The organism is Pantoea eucrina (genome assembly GCF_001691555.1).
In the GTDB taxonomy this organism is placed as follows: Bacteria; Pseudomonadota; Gammaproteobacteria; order Enterobacterales; family Enterobacteriaceae; genus Pantoea; species Pantoea borealis.
Genome location: NZ_MAYN01000008.1, coordinates 1,354,597 through 1,370,231, shown reverse-complemented (window position 1 = coordinate 1,370,231; position 15,635 = coordinate 1,354,597). Strand labels below are relative to the sequence as shown.

Annotated in this window: 11 protein-coding genes; 6 read left to right on the top strand and 5 right to left on the bottom strand. The window is 58.3% G+C overall.

Annotated features, from left to right (window positions below; translation table 11 throughout):
- Window positions 1-784: 784 nt before the first annotated feature.
- Window positions 785-2,287 (bottom strand): L-arabinose isomerase, encoded by a 1,503-nt coding sequence (araA, locus tag BBA90_RS12520; protein ID WP_065649433.1) that lies wholly within the window; start codon window positions 2,285-2,287, stop codon window positions 785-787.
- A 12-nt stretch (window positions 2,288-2,299) separates the two neighbouring features.
- Window positions 2,300-3,985 (bottom strand): ribulokinase, encoded by a 1,686-nt coding sequence (locus BBA90_RS12515; RefSeq protein ID WP_065649432.1) that lies wholly within the window; start codon window positions 3,983-3,985, stop codon window positions 2,300-2,302.
- 367 nt (window positions 3,986-4,352) lie between these two features.
- On the opposite strand from BBA90_RS12515, the gene BBA90_RS12510 reads away from it, so the two are divergent.
- The 5 genes from BBA90_RS12510 (at window position 4,353) to BBA90_RS12490 (ending at window position 10,035) form a co-directional block, all read left to right on the top strand.
- Window positions 4,353-5,336, top strand: a complete 984-nt coding sequence (locus BBA90_RS12510; protein ID WP_065649431.1) for an arabinose ABC transporter substrate-binding protein — start codon at window positions 4,353-4,355, stop codon at window positions 5,334-5,336.
- An 88-nt stretch (window positions 5,337-5,424) separates the two neighbouring features.
- The gene (araG, locus tag BBA90_RS12505; RefSeq protein WP_065649430.1) at window positions 5,425-6,945 is read left to right on the top strand and encodes an L-arabinose ABC transporter ATP-binding protein AraG; all 1,521 of its coding nucleotides are present in this window, start codon (window positions 5,425-5,427) and stop codon (window positions 6,943-6,945) included.
- A gap of 17 nt (window positions 6,946-6,962) precedes the next feature.
- Complete coding sequence (gene araH / locus BBA90_RS12500; protein ID WP_065649429.1) at window positions 6,963-7,949, top strand: L-arabinose ABC transporter permease AraH; 987 nt, start codon at window positions 6,963-6,965, stop codon at window positions 7,947-7,949.
- A 56-nt stretch (window positions 7,950-8,005) separates the two neighbouring features.
- Window positions 8,006-8,929, top strand: coding sequence for an arabinose operon transcriptional regulator AraC (araC, locus tag BBA90_RS12495; RefSeq protein WP_065649428.1), 924 nt, complete (start codon window positions 8,006-8,008; stop codon window positions 8,927-8,929).
- 65 nt (window positions 8,930-8,994) lie between these two features.
- A complete protein-coding gene (locus BBA90_RS12490) occupies window positions 8,995-10,035 on the top strand; it encodes an oxidoreductase (RefSeq protein ID WP_065649427.1) in 1,041 nt (346 codons plus the stop codon).
- Window positions 10,036-10,083: 48 nt separating this feature from the next.
- Here the strand turns inward: BBA90_RS12490 and add are convergent, their stop codons facing one another.
- The 3 genes from add to manA all read right to left on the bottom strand — a co-directional run bounded on the left by add (window position 10,084) and on the right by manA (window position 14,040).
- A complete protein-coding gene (gene add / locus BBA90_RS12485; protein ID WP_065649426.1) occupies window positions 10,084-11,082 on the bottom strand; it encodes an adenosine deaminase in 999 nt (332 codons plus the stop codon).
- A gap of 154 nt (window positions 11,083-11,236) precedes the next feature.
- Complete coding sequence (locus tag BBA90_RS12480; protein ID WP_065649425.1) at window positions 11,237-12,736, bottom strand: YdgA family protein; 1,500 nt, start codon at window positions 12,734-12,736, stop codon at window positions 11,237-11,239.
- A gap of 119 nt (window positions 12,737-12,855) precedes the next feature.
- Window positions 12,856-14,040 (bottom strand): mannose-6-phosphate isomerase, encoded by a 1,185-nt coding sequence (gene manA, locus BBA90_RS12475; RefSeq protein ID WP_065649424.1) that lies wholly within the window; start codon window positions 14,038-14,040, stop codon window positions 12,856-12,858.
- A gap of 179 nt (window positions 14,041-14,219) precedes the next feature.
- Here manA and fumC point away from each other — a divergent pair, with 179 nt between their 5' ends.
- A complete protein-coding gene (gene fumC / locus BBA90_RS12470) occupies window positions 14,220-15,617 on the top strand; it encodes a class II fumarate hydratase (RefSeq protein ID WP_065649423.1) in 1,398 nt (465 codons plus the stop codon).
- The last annotated feature ends 18 nt before the right edge of the window (window positions 15,618-15,635 follow it).

Below are 15,635 nucleotides of genomic sequence, written 5' to 3'. Positions count from 1 at the left end.
CCCCTGGCTGACACCGGCTCCTCAGCCTCCATTCATTTCGATACTACGGCCGGTAAAGCCCGGGGCGATCGCAAAGGAACCCGGCGTCCTGCCGATCGGCCGCGCCATCCCTGGCGCGGACGCTTTGCTCTTCGCCCCGGGCTTTACCGGCCTGCCAGCCCCATCACGCGTTGCCAGAACCCCATCTTCCCGTATCGGATATCTGCGGAAACCAGGGCGGCATTAATGCCGCCCCTGCGGCGAGCCACCGTTACCCCGTAGGGGGCGCATTCATGCGCCCCTGGCCGATACCGGCTCCTCAGCCATACGCATTAATGCGCCCCTGGCCGATATTGGCTCCTCAGCCATACGCATTTATGCGCCCTTGGCCGACACCGGCTCCCTGGCTTCCCATTCATTTCGATACCACGGCCGGTCAAGCCCGGGGTGATCGCAAAGGAACCCGGCGTCCTGCCGATCGGCCGCGCCATCCCTGGCGCGGACGCTTAGCTCTTCACCCCGGGCTTTACCGGCCTGCCAGCCCCATCGCGCATTGCCAGAACCCCATCTTCCCGTATCGGATATCTGCGGAAACCAGGGCGGCATTAATGCCGCCCCTGCGGCGTGCCACCGTTACCCCCGTAGGGGGTGCATTTATGCGCCCCTGGCCGATACCGGCTCCCTTGCCATACGCATTTATGTGCCCCTGGCCGATATTGGCTCCCTGGCCGGTTTTAAACCGGGAATTTCAGGCAATAAAAAAGCCGCGACGGCGCGCGGCTTAATTTCTGGTCAGTTATCAGAATCAGCGGGCTAAGCGGTAATAAACTTCGTTCCAGCGCAGCGCGTCCTTAAACGCAGGCAGGCGGGTTTCTTCATCGATCACCATGACTTCAATACCGTTCAGTTCGCCGTAGAGATACATATCCTCCAGATCCAGCGCCTGGCTGAATACCGTATGGTGCGCGCCGCCGCCAAGGATCCAGGCTTCTGACGCCGTTGCCAGCGACGGCTGAGCACGCCACAGCGCACGGGCAACCGGCAGCTTTGGCAGCGGTTTAGGCTGCTCAATCGCATCCACCACGTTAACCAGCAGGCGGAAACGATCGCCAAGATCGATCACGCTGGCATTGATCGCGCGTCCGGCCGGCGTCGAGAAAATCAGGCGCGCCGGATCGGCCTTGCCGCCAATACCCAGGAACTGAACATCAATCAGCGGTTTCTCCTCTTTGGCGATAGAAGGACAAACTTCCAGCATGTGCGAACCCAGCACCAGATCGTTGCCCGGCGAGAAGTGATACGTGTAATCCTCCATGAAAGAGGTACCGCCCGCACGTGTGCCTGCCTGCACTTTGAGAATGTGCAGCAGCGCTGCGGTTTTCCAGTCACCCTCGCCGGCAAAGCCATAGCCCTGGCCCATCAGACGCTGCACTGCCAGCCCTGGCAGCTGCGTCATACCGTGCAGCGTCTGGAAGTTGGTGGTAAACGCTTTACACCCTTCATCCTCCAGGAAGCGTTTCAGGCCCAGCTCAATGCGCGCAGCGTCCAGCACGTTCTGCCGCTTGTCGCCGTTAACGGCTGCCGCCTCGCTGAAGAGATACTGACTCTCATACTCATCGATCAGCGCGCTGACGTCACCGTCGCTGACGCCATTGATCACCTCAACCAGATCGCCCACGCCCCAGCCGTTAACGGCGTAGCCAAACTGGATCTGGGCGGCAACCTTGTCACCTTCAGTGACGGCAACTTCACGCATGTTATCGCCAAAACGGGCAACCTTAAGCTGCTGGCTCGCCTGTTTTGCCAGCGCGGCGTTGATCCAGCGGCTGATACGCTGCTGGCTGGTGCGATCCTGCCAGTGGCCGGTGATCACGCTATGCTGTAATCCCATACGTGCGCCGATGAAACCGAACTCGCGGCCGCCGTGTGCGGTCTGGTTCAGGTTCATAAAATCCATATCCATGCTGTCCCACGGGATCTCTGCATTAAACTGGGTATGGAACTGCAGCAGCGGCTTATTTAAAACGCTCAGTCCGCCAATCCACATTTTTGCCGGCGAAAACGTGTGCAGCCAGGTGATGATGCCGACGCACTGGTTGTCGTGATTCGCTGCCCGGCAGAGCGCCAGCGCCTCATCCGGCGATTTGACCAGCGGCTGAAGCACCAGCGGCACCGGCAGTGTACCCGCCTGATTAAGCCCTTCCATTACCTGACGCGCGTGCTCTTCCACCTGGCGCAACGTTTCCGCGCCGTAGAGGTGCTGTGTACCGATAACAAACCACACGTGCTGTGCGTTATGCTGTTCCATTAAACCACTCCTTTACTGTGCGGATAGGGTGCGCGGCGCGTACTGTGGTTCAGCCGCCTCACACCAGTTTTGATAACGTTGATAGAGCTGCTGATACGCCGCTACGCGCTGTGCGTCGGGCTGCAGCGTGACTGCAATCGGGCTGGCCATCACCTGCTGAGCGGCAGGTACGTCGGGATAGACCTCTGCCGCCACGGCCGCAAAAATTGCCGCACCCAGTGCGCAGCACTCGTCTGACGCAACAATATCCAGCGGACGGTTCATCACATCACAGCACGCCTGCATAATGGCAGGGGATTTGCGGGCGATCCCCCCCAGCGTCAGAATGCTTTTTACCGGAATCGCCTGCTGCTCAAAGCACTCCATAATGGCCCTTGCGCCAAAAGCCGTGGCGGCGATCAGCCCGCCAAACAGTGCCGGTGCATCGGTGCCCAGATTAAGATCGGTAATGACGCCTTTCAGCCGCTGATTGGCATCCGGGGTACGGCGACCATTAAACCAGTCCAGCACCACCGGCAGATGATCGAGTTGCGGATTGGCGGCCCAGGCTTCGGTAAGCTCGCGGATCAGATCCTGCTGCAGCGCAGCCAGCTGCGGTTGCAGTTCAGGATGACGCTGCGCCGCCTGTTGCAGTGGCCAGCCGAGCAGGCGGCTGAACCAGGCGTAGATATCGCCAAAGGCCGACTGGCCCGCTTCGCAGCCAATCGCACCAGGAACAACGCTGCCGTCGACCTGGCCGCAAATGCCCCGGATCGCGCGGTCGCCGACGGTTTCACTGTCTGCAATCAGAATGTCGCAGGTTGATGTACCAATGACTTTTACCAGCGTATAGGGCTGAGCACCGGCCCCGACCGCGCCCATGTGGCAGTCAAAGGCGCCGCCAGAGATAACCACCTGTTCGGATAATCCAAGACGGGCAGCCCATTCAGCGCTCAGTGTGCCAACCGGCAGGTCGGCGGTCCAGGTATCGGTAAACAGCGGTGAATCGAGCTGTTCCGTCAGCATGGGGTCAAGCGCGTTGAGAAAGGCCACGTCTGGCAGGCCCTGCCACTCCGGATGCCAGAGCGATTTATGTCCGGCGGCGCAGCGCCCGCGACGCAGCTTATCGGGGGCGGTCGTACCGCTTAGCAGCGCCGGCACCCAGTCGCAGAGTTCAACCCAGGAAACAGCCGCCTCCCGCACGGCGGCATCCTCCCGCGAGACGTGTAAGATTTTCGCCCAGAACCATTCGGAGGAGTAAATGCCGCCAATATAGCGGGTGTAGTCGGTAAAGCGCCCGCTGTGACACAGGCGCGTGATCGCTTCAGCTTCTTCAATAGCAGTATGATCTTTCCACAGCACAAACATGGCGTTGGGATTTGCGGCAAATTCCGGTCGCAGCGCCAGGACATTACCGTCGCGATCGACAGGCGCCGGCGTTGATCCGGTTGTATCCACGCCGATCCCGGCTACCGCCGCGCGCTGTTCAGGCGTTAATGCCTGCAGCACGCTGACCAGCGCCTGCTCCAGGGCATCGATGTAGTCCTGCGGATGATGACGAAACCGGTTAGCGTGCGCGTCGCAGAACTGGCCCTGCGCCCAGCGCGAATAGTTGACCACCGCTTTTTCCAGCTCTTTGCCGCTGTGGCAGTCAACCGCCAGCGCACGCACTGAGTCACTGCCAAAATCCAGCCCAATTGTTATGGCGCCAGCACCCATCGGGATTCTCCTGTGTGAGTTATATGGGTTCTATCCTGCGAGGCAATGTCCCGGGCCGTTAGTCATCAGTGGCTGACAATATGTACTTTTCTGTCATCGGAGAGGTTGTGTGATCGGCCGCAAAAGTCAGGCACCGGTTAATTTTGCTGAATATATGGATATTTTTGCCTTCGTTTTGCTATGTGATACCGCTCTACATTTTGTGCCGCATTTCTCGCTACAACTAGCCCAGCGTTTGCACAGCCTTTCAGCAACTCTTGAGCTAACGCGCTGATTTTGCGCTGTACAAGAAAGCAGAATTCAGATGGTAGCGTTTACACAAAAACGTTAATAACAGCGATAAAACACCATTGTGCCGGAGAGCATCATGCATAAATTCACTAAAGCGCTGGCGGCCGTCAGCCTCGCCGCGGTTATGTCACATTCCGCTATCGCCGAGACGATGAAGCTCGGTTTTCTCGTTAAACAACCAGAGGAGCCGTGGTTTCAGACCGAATGGAAATTTGCTGATAAAGCCGGCAAAGATCTGGGTTTTGAGGTGATTAAAATTGCGGTCCCCGATGGTGAAAAAACGCTTAACGCCATCGACAGCCTCGCGGCCAGCGGTGCGAAAGGTTTTGTCATCTGCACCCCCGATCCCAAACTCGGCTCGGCCATTATGGCGAAAGCGCGCAGCTACGATCTGAAAGTGATCGCGGTAGATGACCAGTTTGTCACGGCGAAAGGCAAGCCAATGGAGACCGTTCCGCTGGTAATGATGGCGGCAACAAAGATCGGCGAGCGCCAGGGTCAGGAACTCTATAAAGAGATGCAGAAACGCGGCTGGGACGTTAAAGAGACGGCGGTGATGGCGATCACCGCTAACGAACTGGATACGGCGCGTCGTCGTACCGGCGGCTCGATGGCGGCCATTAAAGCAGCAGGCTTCCCTGAGAAGCAGATTTATCAGGTCCCGACCAAATCCAACGATATTCCCGGCGCGTTTGATGCCGGTAACTCGCTGCTGGTGCAGCACCCGGAAGTGAAACACTGGCTGATTGTCGGCATGAACGATAACACCGTGCTGGGCGGCGTGCGCGCCACTGAGGGCCAGGGTTTCAAAGCGCCGGATGTGATTGGTATCGGCATTAACGGCGTGGATGCGATCAGCGAACTCTCTAAAGGCTCCGCGACCGGTTTCTATGGTTCACTGCTGCCCAGCCCGGATGTTCACGGTTATAAGAGCAGCCAGATGCTCTACAACTGGGTCACTAAAGGCGAAGAACCTGCCAGATTTACAGAGGTGACGGATGTGGTGCTGATCACCCGCGATAACTTCAAAACCGAACTGGCGAAGAAAGGGCTGATGTAACGCACAGGGCGCGCATTCATGCGTACCTGGTTTGCAGGGTGCGCATTTATGAGCACCTGAAATCCGACGGGCATTATCAGGAGTTTCCATGGAGACCGATCAGGCATTTCTCTCTTTTCATGGCATCAGCAAAACCTTTCCTGGCGTAAAAGCACTGCAGGATATCGGCTTTGAGTGCCGCGCCGGTGAGGTGCACGCGCTGATGGGCGAAAACGGCGCAGGAAAATCAACGCTGCTGAAGATCCTCAGCGGCAGTTATCAGCCCACGAGCGGTGAAATCCGCATCCAGGGCGAGGCAAAACACTTCACCAATACGGTTGATGCGCTGGATGCCGGCGTCGCCATCATCTATCAGGAGCTGCACCTGGTACCGGAAATGAGCGTGGCGGAGAATATCTATCTCGGCCAGCTGCCGCATAAACGCGGTCTGGTAAACCGCAAACTGCTGCGTTATGAAGCCGGACTGCAGCTGAAAAACCTCGGGATGGATATCGATCCCGATATGCCACTGAAATATCTCTCACTGGGTCAGTGGCAGATGGTGGAGATTGCAAAGGCGCTGGCGCGCAACGCCCGCATTATTGCGTTTGATGAACCAACCAGTTCGCTCTCAGCGCGCGAAATTGAGCACCTGTTCCGCGTTATCCGTCAGCTGCGGGCCGAGGGACGGGTGGTGCTTTATGTGTCGCATCGCATGGAGGAGATTTTTGCCCTGAGCGATGCAATTACCGTGTTTAAAGATGGCCGTTATGTGCGCACGTTTACGGATATGCCCAATACCCACCACGACGATCTGGTCGAGGCGATGGTCGGGCGCAACCTGGGCGATATCTATGGCTATGCGCCACGCGAGCTGGGCGCCGTTCGTTTTCAGCTCGACCAGGTCGAGGCGAAAGGGGTGCGCATGCCTGTCTCACTGACCGTGCGCGCGGGAGAAATTGTAGGGTTGTTTGGTCTGGTAGGTGCCGGACGCAGCGAGCTGATGAAAGGGCTGTTTGGGGCCACAAAACTGCGTGGCGGCACGGTTTCACTTGATGGCAGGCCGCTCACGATCCGCCAGCCGATTGATGCCATCCGGGCGGGCATTATGCTCTGTCCTGAAGATCGCAAAGCGGAAGGCATTATTCCGGTGCACTCCGTGCGGGAGAACATCAATATCAGCGCGCGACGCCATAACCTCACGGCGGGCTGCCTGATCAGACCTGCCTGGGAGGCGAAAAACGCAGAAAGCCATATCCGTTCGCTCAATATCAAGACGCCTGGTCCGCATCAGCTGATCATGAACCTCTCCGGGGGCAACCAGCAAAAGGCCATTCTGGGTCGCTGGCTCTCGGAAGAGATGAACGTGATCATGCTGGATGAGCCAACGCGCGGTATTGACGTTGGCGCGAAGCATGAAATTTACAATCTGATTTACCAACTGGCAGGCAAAGGGATTGCGGTGCTGTTTGCATCCAGCGATCTGCCCGAAGTGATGGGGCTCGCCGACCGCATTATTGTCATGCGCGAAGGTGAAATTGCCGGAGAACTGACGCACGACACGGCAACCGAACAGCTGACGCTCAGTCTGGCGATGCCGAAAACCCCTCAAGCGGCCGCCGTGGCCTGATGTACAGGAGAGCAACAATGGCTTCATCTACCACTTCCAACACGCCACCGGTGCAGCGCAGCGGGCTGCAGCTGGGACGTATCTGGGACAATTTCGGCATGCTGGTGGTTTTTGCGCTGCTGTTTATTGTCTGCGCCATCTTTGTGCCGAACTTTGGCACGTTTATTAATATGAAAGGGCTGGGCCTGGCGATGTCGATGTCCGGCATGGTGGCCTGCGGTATGCTGTTCTGTCTGGCGTCGGGCGACTTTGATCTCTCCATCGCCTCGGTTATCGCCTGCGCCGGCGTGGTGACGGCGGTGGTGATCAACATGACCGAAAGCCTGTGGATTGGCGTAGCCGCCGGGCTGCTGCTGGGGATGGCGACCGGTTTTGTGAACGGATTTGTCATTGCCCGGTTAAAAATCAACGCCCTGATCACCACGCTGGCAACGATGCAGATTGTGCGCGGACTGGCCTATATCTTCTCTGACGGTAAAGCGGTAGGCATTGAAGATGAACGCTTTTTTGCGCTGGGTTATGCTAACTGGCTGGGCGTGCCGGCACCTATCTGGCTCACCATTGCCACCATGGTTGCGTTTGGTTTCCTGCTGAACAAAACCACGTTTGGCCGCAACACACTGGCAATTGGCGGCAATGAAGAAGCTGCCCGGCTGGCTGGCGTGCCGGTAGTGCGTACCCGCATCATTATCTTTATCCTTTCAGGACTGGTTTCAGCCGCCGCGGGCATCATTCTGGCCTCGCGTATGACCAGCGGTCAGCCCATGACTTCGCTGGGCTATGAACTGATTGTGATCTCGGCCTGCGTGCTGGGCGGCGTCTCGCTGAAGGGCGGCATCGGTAAAATTTCCTATGTGGTGGCGGGGGTGCTGATCCTGGGGACCGTAGAGAATGCGATGAATTTACTGAATATCTCGCCATTCTCACAGTATGTCGTGCGGGGTCTGATACTGTTAGCCGCAGTGATTTTCGATCGCTATAAACAGAAAAACAGAGCCGTTTGATCCTGGCGGCGCAACCCGGGTGTTGCGCCGCGCGTCATGCTGAGAGTGAGGGCACTATGTACCATCGCGAACCCCCCAGTGAACAACAGAACCCCCTGCTGCCGGGCTATCCGTTTAACGCCTGGCTGGTAGCGGGGCTCACGCCGATTAACGCGCAGGAGCCGCTCGACTTTTTTATCGATCGACCGCTGGGGATGAAGGGCTATATTCTCAATCTCACCATCCGTGGCAAAGGCCGGGTCTTTGATGGCGAATCCGCTTTTGACTGTGAGCCGGGTGACCTGCTGCTGTTCCAGCCGAAAACGCCGCACTACTATGGACGTGCACCAGACAGTCCGTGCTGGCACCATCGCTGGGTCTATTTTCGGCCGCGCGCCTACTGGATCGACTGGCTGGAGTGGCAGGATCAGAAGCAGGGCGTGGGCCGGCTGCGTCTGACCGAAGCGCTGTGCGGCGAATTTGATCGCCTGTTTGCCAGCATTGAACAGACGCACAACTCCGGGCGTCGCTTTGCTGAAGAGCTGGCGATGAACCTGCTGGAGCGTCTGCTGCTGCGTGCGGTGGAAGAGGATCCGCGCAGTCATCAGCAAATTCGCGATCCGCGCGTGATTGAAGCCTGCCAGTTTGTGACCAATCATCTTGCCAGCGAAGTCAAAATCGAGGAGGTGGCGCGGCATGTCTGTTTATCGCCTTCGCGGCTGGCGCATCTGTTCCGCGAACAGATGGGCATTAATCTGCTGCGCTGGCGTGAAGATCAGCGGGTGATCCGCGCCAAGCTGCTGCTGCAGACAACGCAGGAGCCTATCGCCTCCGTGGGACGGGAAGTAGGCTATGACGATCAGCTCTACTTTTCACGCGTGTTCCGCAAACGCGTGGGCGTCAGTCCGAGTGATTTCCGCCGCCGCAGCCAGGATGCGCACGACGCGCTCGAAGCGCAGCAGAACTGGCCGGAGCCTGGCCGGGCGATCTCTTTCAGCTGATTCCACCTTGTTCTCACCGGCTGATTCGTCTTAAATCAGTCGGGTATATGACAAAAGGAGTGAGAATGAGCGATAAACTACGTGTCGGCCTGATAGGCTATGGCTTTGCCAGTAAAACCTTTCATGCCCCTTTAATCGCCGGAACAGCCGATATGGAACTGGCAGCGATCTCCAGCAGTGATGCCGGTAAAGTGCATGCTGACTGGCCCTCGGTACAGGTCGTCGCCGATCCGCAGGCGCTGCTGGACGATCCCACCCTGCAGCTGATTGTGATCCCCACCCCCAATGACACCCATTTTCCGCTGGCTAAAGCGGCCCTGAATGCCGGCAAGCATGTGGTCGTTGACAAGCCTTTCACCGTCACGCTATCGCAGGCGCGTGAGCTCGATCAGCTGGCAAAATCCAGAGGATTGCTGCTGTCGGTATTCCATAACCGCCGCTGGGACAGCGATTTTCTGACGCTGAAAACGTTACTCAGTGAGGGCACGCTTGGCGAGATACGCTATCTGGAGTCACATTTCGACCGCTTTCGCCCGGAAGTTCGCCAGCGCTGGCGCGAGATGAAGGGACCGGGCAGCGGCATCTGGTTTGACCTCGGCCCGCACGTGCTGGATCAGGCGCTGCAGCTGTTTGGTATGCCGGTCGCGATCAATGTGGATATGGCAGAGCTGCGCCCGGGCGCGCAAACCACTGACTATTTCCACGCGGTGCTGACTTACCCGACGCGCCGCGTGGTGCTGCACGCCAGCATGCTGGTGGCAGCAGAGTCACCGCGCTTTGTGGTACACGGCACGCGCGGCAGCTACGTAAAGTATGGGCTCGATCCGCAGGAGGATAGTCTGAAATCAGGCGCCAGACCGCCGCAGCAGGCGTGGGGCTACGATATGCGCAACGGCACGCTGACGCTGGCGGAAGGCGATATGCTGGTGGAGCAGGAGCTGCTGACGCAGCCGGGCAACTATCCGGCCTACTATGCGGCGATCCGCGACGCGATAGCCGGCACGGGGCAAAATCCGGTGCAGGCAGAAGAGGCGATACAGGTTATGGAGCTGATTGAGCTGGGTCTGCAGTCTGCAGAGAAGCGTCAGGCAATGTCACCGCGCTGATGTTACGCGCCGCCGCAGGGCGGCGCGTTATCTCTGGTGCTTAGCGCCTCAGCCTGCTACGCGCTGGCGCAGCGCCGCTTTCTCCGCTTCGCTCAGGAATGCAATCGCCACACCATTTTCCTGCGCCTGGCGGATCTCTGCCAGAGAGAGACCTGCTGCAGGGGCCGCCACCTCATATTCATGCGCCAGTTCCACACCCTGAACCGCCGGGTCATCAGTATTCAGCGTGGCCAGAATACCGTGCTGCAGGAACGCTTTCAGCGGATGCTTCTCCAGCGAGGAGACGGTGCTGGTCTGGATGTTTGAGGTCAGGCAGGATTCGATGCCGATACGCTGCTCAGCCAGAAAATCCATCAGCGCCCGATCTTCAATCGCCTTAACGCCGTGACCGATACGCTCCGCGCCCAGTTCGCGAATGGCCTGCCAGATACTCTCCGGACCCGCCGCTTCGCCGGCGTGCACGGTGATGCGAAAACCGGCGTCACGTGCCCGGTTGAAGTGGCTCAGAAACTCACTGCCCGGAAAGCCCAGCTCATCGCCCGCCAGATCCACGGCGGTGATGCCGTCGCGATGTGCCAGTAATCCTTCCAGCTCGCGCAAACACGCCTCTTCACCAAAGGTGCGGCTCATAATGCCAATCAGATTGACATCCACACCGTACTGCTTCACGCCCGCACGCACACCATCAATTACCGCCTCTGTTACGCCCGCTACCGGCAGATTATGGGTCATCGCCATATAGCCCGGAGAGAAGCGGAGTTCCGCATAGTGAATGCCTGCACGCGCTGCATCTTCGACGTTTTCCAGCGCAATGCGGCGACAGGCGTCGAGATCGCCCAGCACCTTAACGCCCCAGTCGAGCTTCTGCAGAAAACTCACCAGGTCGGGTTCGTTAGCGGTGACCTGCACGTGAGGACGCAGTGCTTCAAGAGAGCTGGCGGGCAGAGAGAGGTTAAACTGGCGGCCGAGATCGAGAATAGTTTGGGCGCGGATATTGCCATCAAGGTGGCGGTGAATATCGGTAAGAGGAAGCTGCTGGTCGATCATGGCGCACTCGCTTGTCAGGAATAAAGTGCAGAGCATTATAAAAATATCTTGCGCAACTGCGCCAGCGATTTGCGCAAAGCGGAGAACAGATGGTGAATATTAGAGCGAAAAGGCGCCGCCTCTTCCCGCAGGATGAGGCGGCGTACCGCAGAGGTTACTGTGGCATGCCTTCACTGGTTGGCATTCCCAGCATATAGCGGGAGAGGAACTGCTCCAGCGACATCTTGTCACCGTTCATCGTTACCTGACCGTTCGCATACTGCAGACTGGTGACAATATTATTATCCTGCTGCTGCGTCAGACGGAACATCTGGCCCATCGCAGCCACGCCTTTGACCTGCTGATCGGCCAGCTTCTGCGCGTCATCTCCCTGGTATCCTTCTGCCAGGCCAACATGACGCATCGTTTCTGTTGCCATTGGCATATTGATATTCAGTTTGCCATCCAGCGTTTTCAGCATGCGATCCACTGCTGCCCCCAGGCTCTGCGCCTCGCCGCTGACTGCCGCCGGATCGTTGAAGCCGATATTCAGGTTAAACGTGCTTTCACCTTTATCATTTTTCCAGCTCAGCGGCGCAATGCTCACCGCCGGCGCGCCTTTCAGCAGCAGCGGCAGGTTGTTGCGCAAAATAGTCTGCACGCTGGCCTGATAGCGAATCGGATCCTCAGCCACACCCGGCTGGCGCAGCAGATCCTGCATCTGGGCATTGTAAGTATCGGAGAAGGTTTTCACCGCCTGCGCATCAAACTGCGAAAACTTCATCGCCAGACGCGCTTCGCCGAAAGGCTGCTGCTGCAGGTTGATATTTCCCACTTTGTAATCAATGGTGCCGCCGATTTTGCCCTCTTTATTATCAAAAGAGGATTTACCGTCGATGTTCTGCAGCGTCATTCCCTGCTGACCGTTGATGCTCGCTTCCAGTTTATCCAGCGTGATGTTCTGATCGCCCACGCGCACGCCTTCCGGGCTCAGGTGAGTATCACCGCCCAGTGCCAGACCGTTCAGGGTGAACAGCACCGGCTGCTCCAGCTGATTTTTGCTGGTGACGGCGATGCTGGAAAACTCACCTTTCAGGCTGACTTTATCGCCTTTGCTGTCGGCGCTGACGTCAAGCTTACCGCCGTTGGTGGCCAGCCGGTCGCCGGTCTGTGCGTTGCTGTAATCCACTGGCAGCAGGGTCAGCGCCGTATCAGTAGCCCCGCTGTAACCAATACGCGTATCGGCTGCAACCAGTGATTTGCCGTCAGTCAGCGCGAACAGTTTTTTCACCGCGTCAGTATTGGCAAGCTCTGAGTGCACTGAGGCCATTGCCGGCAGAATATTGCCGCGCTTCAGTTGCGCAAAGGGGAAAGGGCCGTGATCGATGGTTTCATTCAGCACAATGGTCTGACCCGGCTTAAGCAGCGGATTATCCACCGTTTGCGAGCTCGCCTGAACAACCAGTTTCGTGCTGCTGCTGAACAGGCCGCGCTGATAATCCTGATAGCTCAGCGTCAGGCGGCTGTTGGGTGCCCAGGCGTTAATCTGGCTGTTGGCATGTTGCAGCATCTCATCCTTATGGCTTTCAATCTGCTTGCCGGTAAACCACGCTGCGCCGGTCCAAACCACACCGAGCGCGACAATCACACCTGCTGCAACCTGAGTCTTTTTCATCGCTGAGTCATCCTTATCCTTGCGTTCGCGCCCCGTCAGGGTAACGCGCCGGGTGAAGAAAAACGCCCGCAGGCGTTTAAAGTAATCGTCTGAAAGGATAGCAGTTAACCGGCGCAGCGTCAGCCGTCTGCAGTGAGCGCGCAGAAGACGCGGGCCAGACGTCCGCTGCCTGAGGCTGCAATCGGTGCTTCGCGGGCGGCAACAAAACAGGATTCGCCTGGCTGCAGGATAAGCTGGCTATCCGCGCTGGCAAGCCGTGCTTCACCCTCAATACAGAACAGCAGGGCGACGCCGGCCGGTGCCAGCGGCTGCGCCACGGCGGAAAGCAAGTGAATGGCAAAAGCAAAATCATCCACCGGCACCGGAAAATGCAGCGCCTGCGCATCGCGCTCAGGCTGCAGCCGCAGCGTACCGGCCGCGCGGGCGGTAAAGTTCAGGTTAGCCAGCAGCTCCGGCATATCGATAAATTTTGGCGTCAGGCCGGCACGCAGCACATTATCTGAATTTGCCATAACTTCCAGTGCAGTGCCCTGCAGGTAAGCGTGTGGCGTTCCGGCAGAGAGAAACATCGCTTCGCCGGGCTGCAGCAGCAGCTGGTTAAGCAGCAGTGGTGCAAACAGACCGTTATCGTCCGGGTAATCAGCCGCCAGCTGCCGTACAGTCAGCCACGGCTCCGCATCCCGTGACGCTGCCACTGAGCACAGGATCGCCAGCGCACGCCTTTTTTCATCCCCCTGCAGCGAGAACAGCGTGGCAAACAGGCGGGCAAGGGCATCTGGCGTGGCCTGCTCAATAAAGTGTCCAATCTGCGGATGCGCGCCCGCTACCGCGCTCAGCAGCGACACCATTTCAGGCCGCTCGCGGAAACCGTTCAGCGCCTGGAAAGGCGTAAGCGCATAGAGCAGCTCTGGTTTATGGCTGGCATCTTTATAGCTGCGCTGCGGCGCATCCGGAGCAATACCGGCCGCGTTTTCACGGGCAAAACCGGCGGCAGCTGCGTGTTTGTCCGGATGCGCCTGCACGGAGAGCGCTTTCGCCGCGCAGAGCACCTTAAACAGAAACGGCAGTTCACCGAACCGGTCGGCGACGGCGCTTCCCAGCATGACGACCGGATCGCGCGCAATGAGATCGCGCAGCGAAGCGTGCCGGCCGTCAACAATCAGCGTGGACGGACTTTTCGGATGCGCGCCCATCCACAGTTCTGCCAGCGGCCGGCCCTGCGGATCGGCGATACCATACAGTGCCGTTAACGCCGTTGTGCTGCCCCAGTCGTAATACTGCAGTGAGTTATTCAATTTATGCATATTTTGCCCTCAGCTGAACAGTTATTGCCCAGTAAAGCAGAAAATGTCAGCAATTAGCGCGACCTGTGTGCAGGAAACGCGATGTGACCGCATACTGTTTTATTGATTCGGATCGCCAGCAGGGTGTTCAGACGTCCCATGCAGGTATCACTTCACTACTGAGTAAGGAGAAGAGGGCTATGGCAGCCAGTCGCACTGAAAAAGATTCAATGGGTCCCATCGATGTGCCGGCAGACAAACTCTGGGGCGCACAGACGCAACGTTCGCTGGAGCATTTTCGTATTTCAACTGAGAAAATGCCGGTTGAGCTGGTCCGGGCTCTGGCGCAGACCAAGCGGGCAGCGGCGGAGGTGAACCGCGATCTGCAGCTGCTGCCGGACGATCGCGCGGCAGCGATTATTCGCGCGGCGGATGAGGTACTGGCCAACCAGCACGCCGATCAGTTTCCGCTGGCGATCTGGCAGACCGGCTCCGGCACCCAGACCAACATGAATATGAATGAGGTACTGGCCAATCGCGCGAGCGAAATCCTCGGCGGTGAGCGCGGTATGGCGCGGCGGGTGCACCCTAATGATGATGTGAATAAAAGCCAGAGCTCTAACGATGTCTTTCCCACCGCTATGCACGTGGCGGCCGTCACGGTACTGCGCGAGCAGCTTATTCCGCAGCTGGAGGTGCTCAAAACCACACTGGCCCGCAAAGCAGATGCATTCAGCGATATTGTGAAAATTGGCCGTACGCACCTGCAGGATGCCACGCCGCTGACGCTGGGGCAGGAGATCTCCGGCTGGGTGGCCATGCTGGAGCATAGCCTGAAGCACGTTGAAAACAGCATTCCTCATCTGTCTGAGCTGGCGCTGGGCGGCACCGCCGTGGGCACCGGCCTGAACACGCATCCTGAATACGCCGTCCGCGTGGCGCAGGCGCTGGCCGCGCTGACCGGTCAGTCATTTGTTACCGCGCCCAACAAATTTGAAGCGCTGGCAACCTGCGATGCGCTGGTGCATGCGCACGGCGCGCTGAAAGGTCTGGCGGCGTCGCTGATGAAAATTGCCAACGACGTCCGCTGGCTCTCTTCCGGTCCGCGCTGCGGCATTGGTGAGATCAGCATCCCGGAAAATGAGCCGGGCAGCTCGATTATGCCGGGTAAAGTGAATCCGACGCAGTGTGAAGCGATGACCATGCTCTGCTGCCAGGTCATGGGCAACGATGTGGCGATCAATATGGGCGGCGCGTCCGGCAACTTTGAGCTGAACGTATTCCGTCCTATGGTGATTCATAACTTCCTGCAGTCGGTACGGCTGCTGGCCGACGGCATGGACAGCTTTAATCATCACTGTGCAACAGGCATTGAGCCGGTGCGGGAGCGCATCGATCAGCTGCTTAATGAGTCTCTGATGCTGGTAACTGCGCTGAATACGCACATTGGCTATGACAAAGCGGCTGAGATTGCCAAAAAAGCCCATAAAGAGGGCCTGACGCTTAAAGCGGCCGCGCTGCAGCTCGGTTATCTGGATGAGGCGCAGTTCGATGCCTGGGTGCGCCCGGAAGAGATGGTTGGCAGCATGAAAGCGTAATCCCGCAGGGGGCGGCCG

What these genes read in the sequence shown, in the direction of transcription:
- BBA90_RS12515 (WP_065649432.1), bottom strand. Translation starts at nt 3,985, where the DNA reads ATGGGTGCTGGCGCCATAACAATTGGGCTGGATTTTGGCAGTGACTCA.
- araH (WP_065649429.1), top strand. Translation starts at nt 6,963, where the DNA reads ATGGCTTCATCTACCACTTCCAACACGCCACCGGTGCAGCGCAGCGGG.
- araG (WP_065649430.1), top strand. Translation starts at nt 5,425, where the DNA reads ATGGAGACCGATCAGGCATTTCTCTCTTTTCATGGCATCAGCAAAACC.
- araC (WP_065649428.1), top strand. Translation starts at nt 8,006, where the DNA reads ATGTACCATCGCGAACCCCCCAGTGAACAACAGAACCCCCTGCTGCCG.
- add (WP_065649426.1), bottom strand. Translation starts at nt 11,082, where the DNA reads ATGATCGACCAGCAGCTTCCTCTTACCGATATTCACCGCCACCTTGAT.
- araA (WP_065649433.1), bottom strand. Translation starts at nt 2,287, where the DNA reads ATGGAACAGCATAACGCACAGCACGTGTGGTTTGTTATCGGTACACAG.
- BBA90_RS12480 (WP_065649425.1), bottom strand. Translation starts at nt 12,736, where the DNA reads ATGAAAAAGACTCAGGTTGCAGCAGGTGTGATTGTCGCGCTCGGTGTG.
- BBA90_RS12510 (WP_065649431.1), top strand. Translation starts at nt 4,353, where the DNA reads ATGCATAAATTCACTAAAGCGCTGGCGGCCGTCAGCCTCGCCGCGGTT.
- fumC (WP_065649423.1), top strand. Translation starts at nt 14,220, where the DNA reads ATGGCAGCCAGTCGCACTGAAAAAGATTCAATGGGTCCCATCGATGTG.
- manA (WP_065649424.1), bottom strand. Translation starts at nt 14,040, where the DNA reads ATGCATAAATTGAATAACTCACTGCAGTATTACGACTGGGGCAGCACA.
- BBA90_RS12490 (WP_065649427.1), top strand. Translation starts at nt 8,995, where the DNA reads ATGAGCGATAAACTACGTGTCGGCCTGATAGGCTATGGCTTTGCCAGT.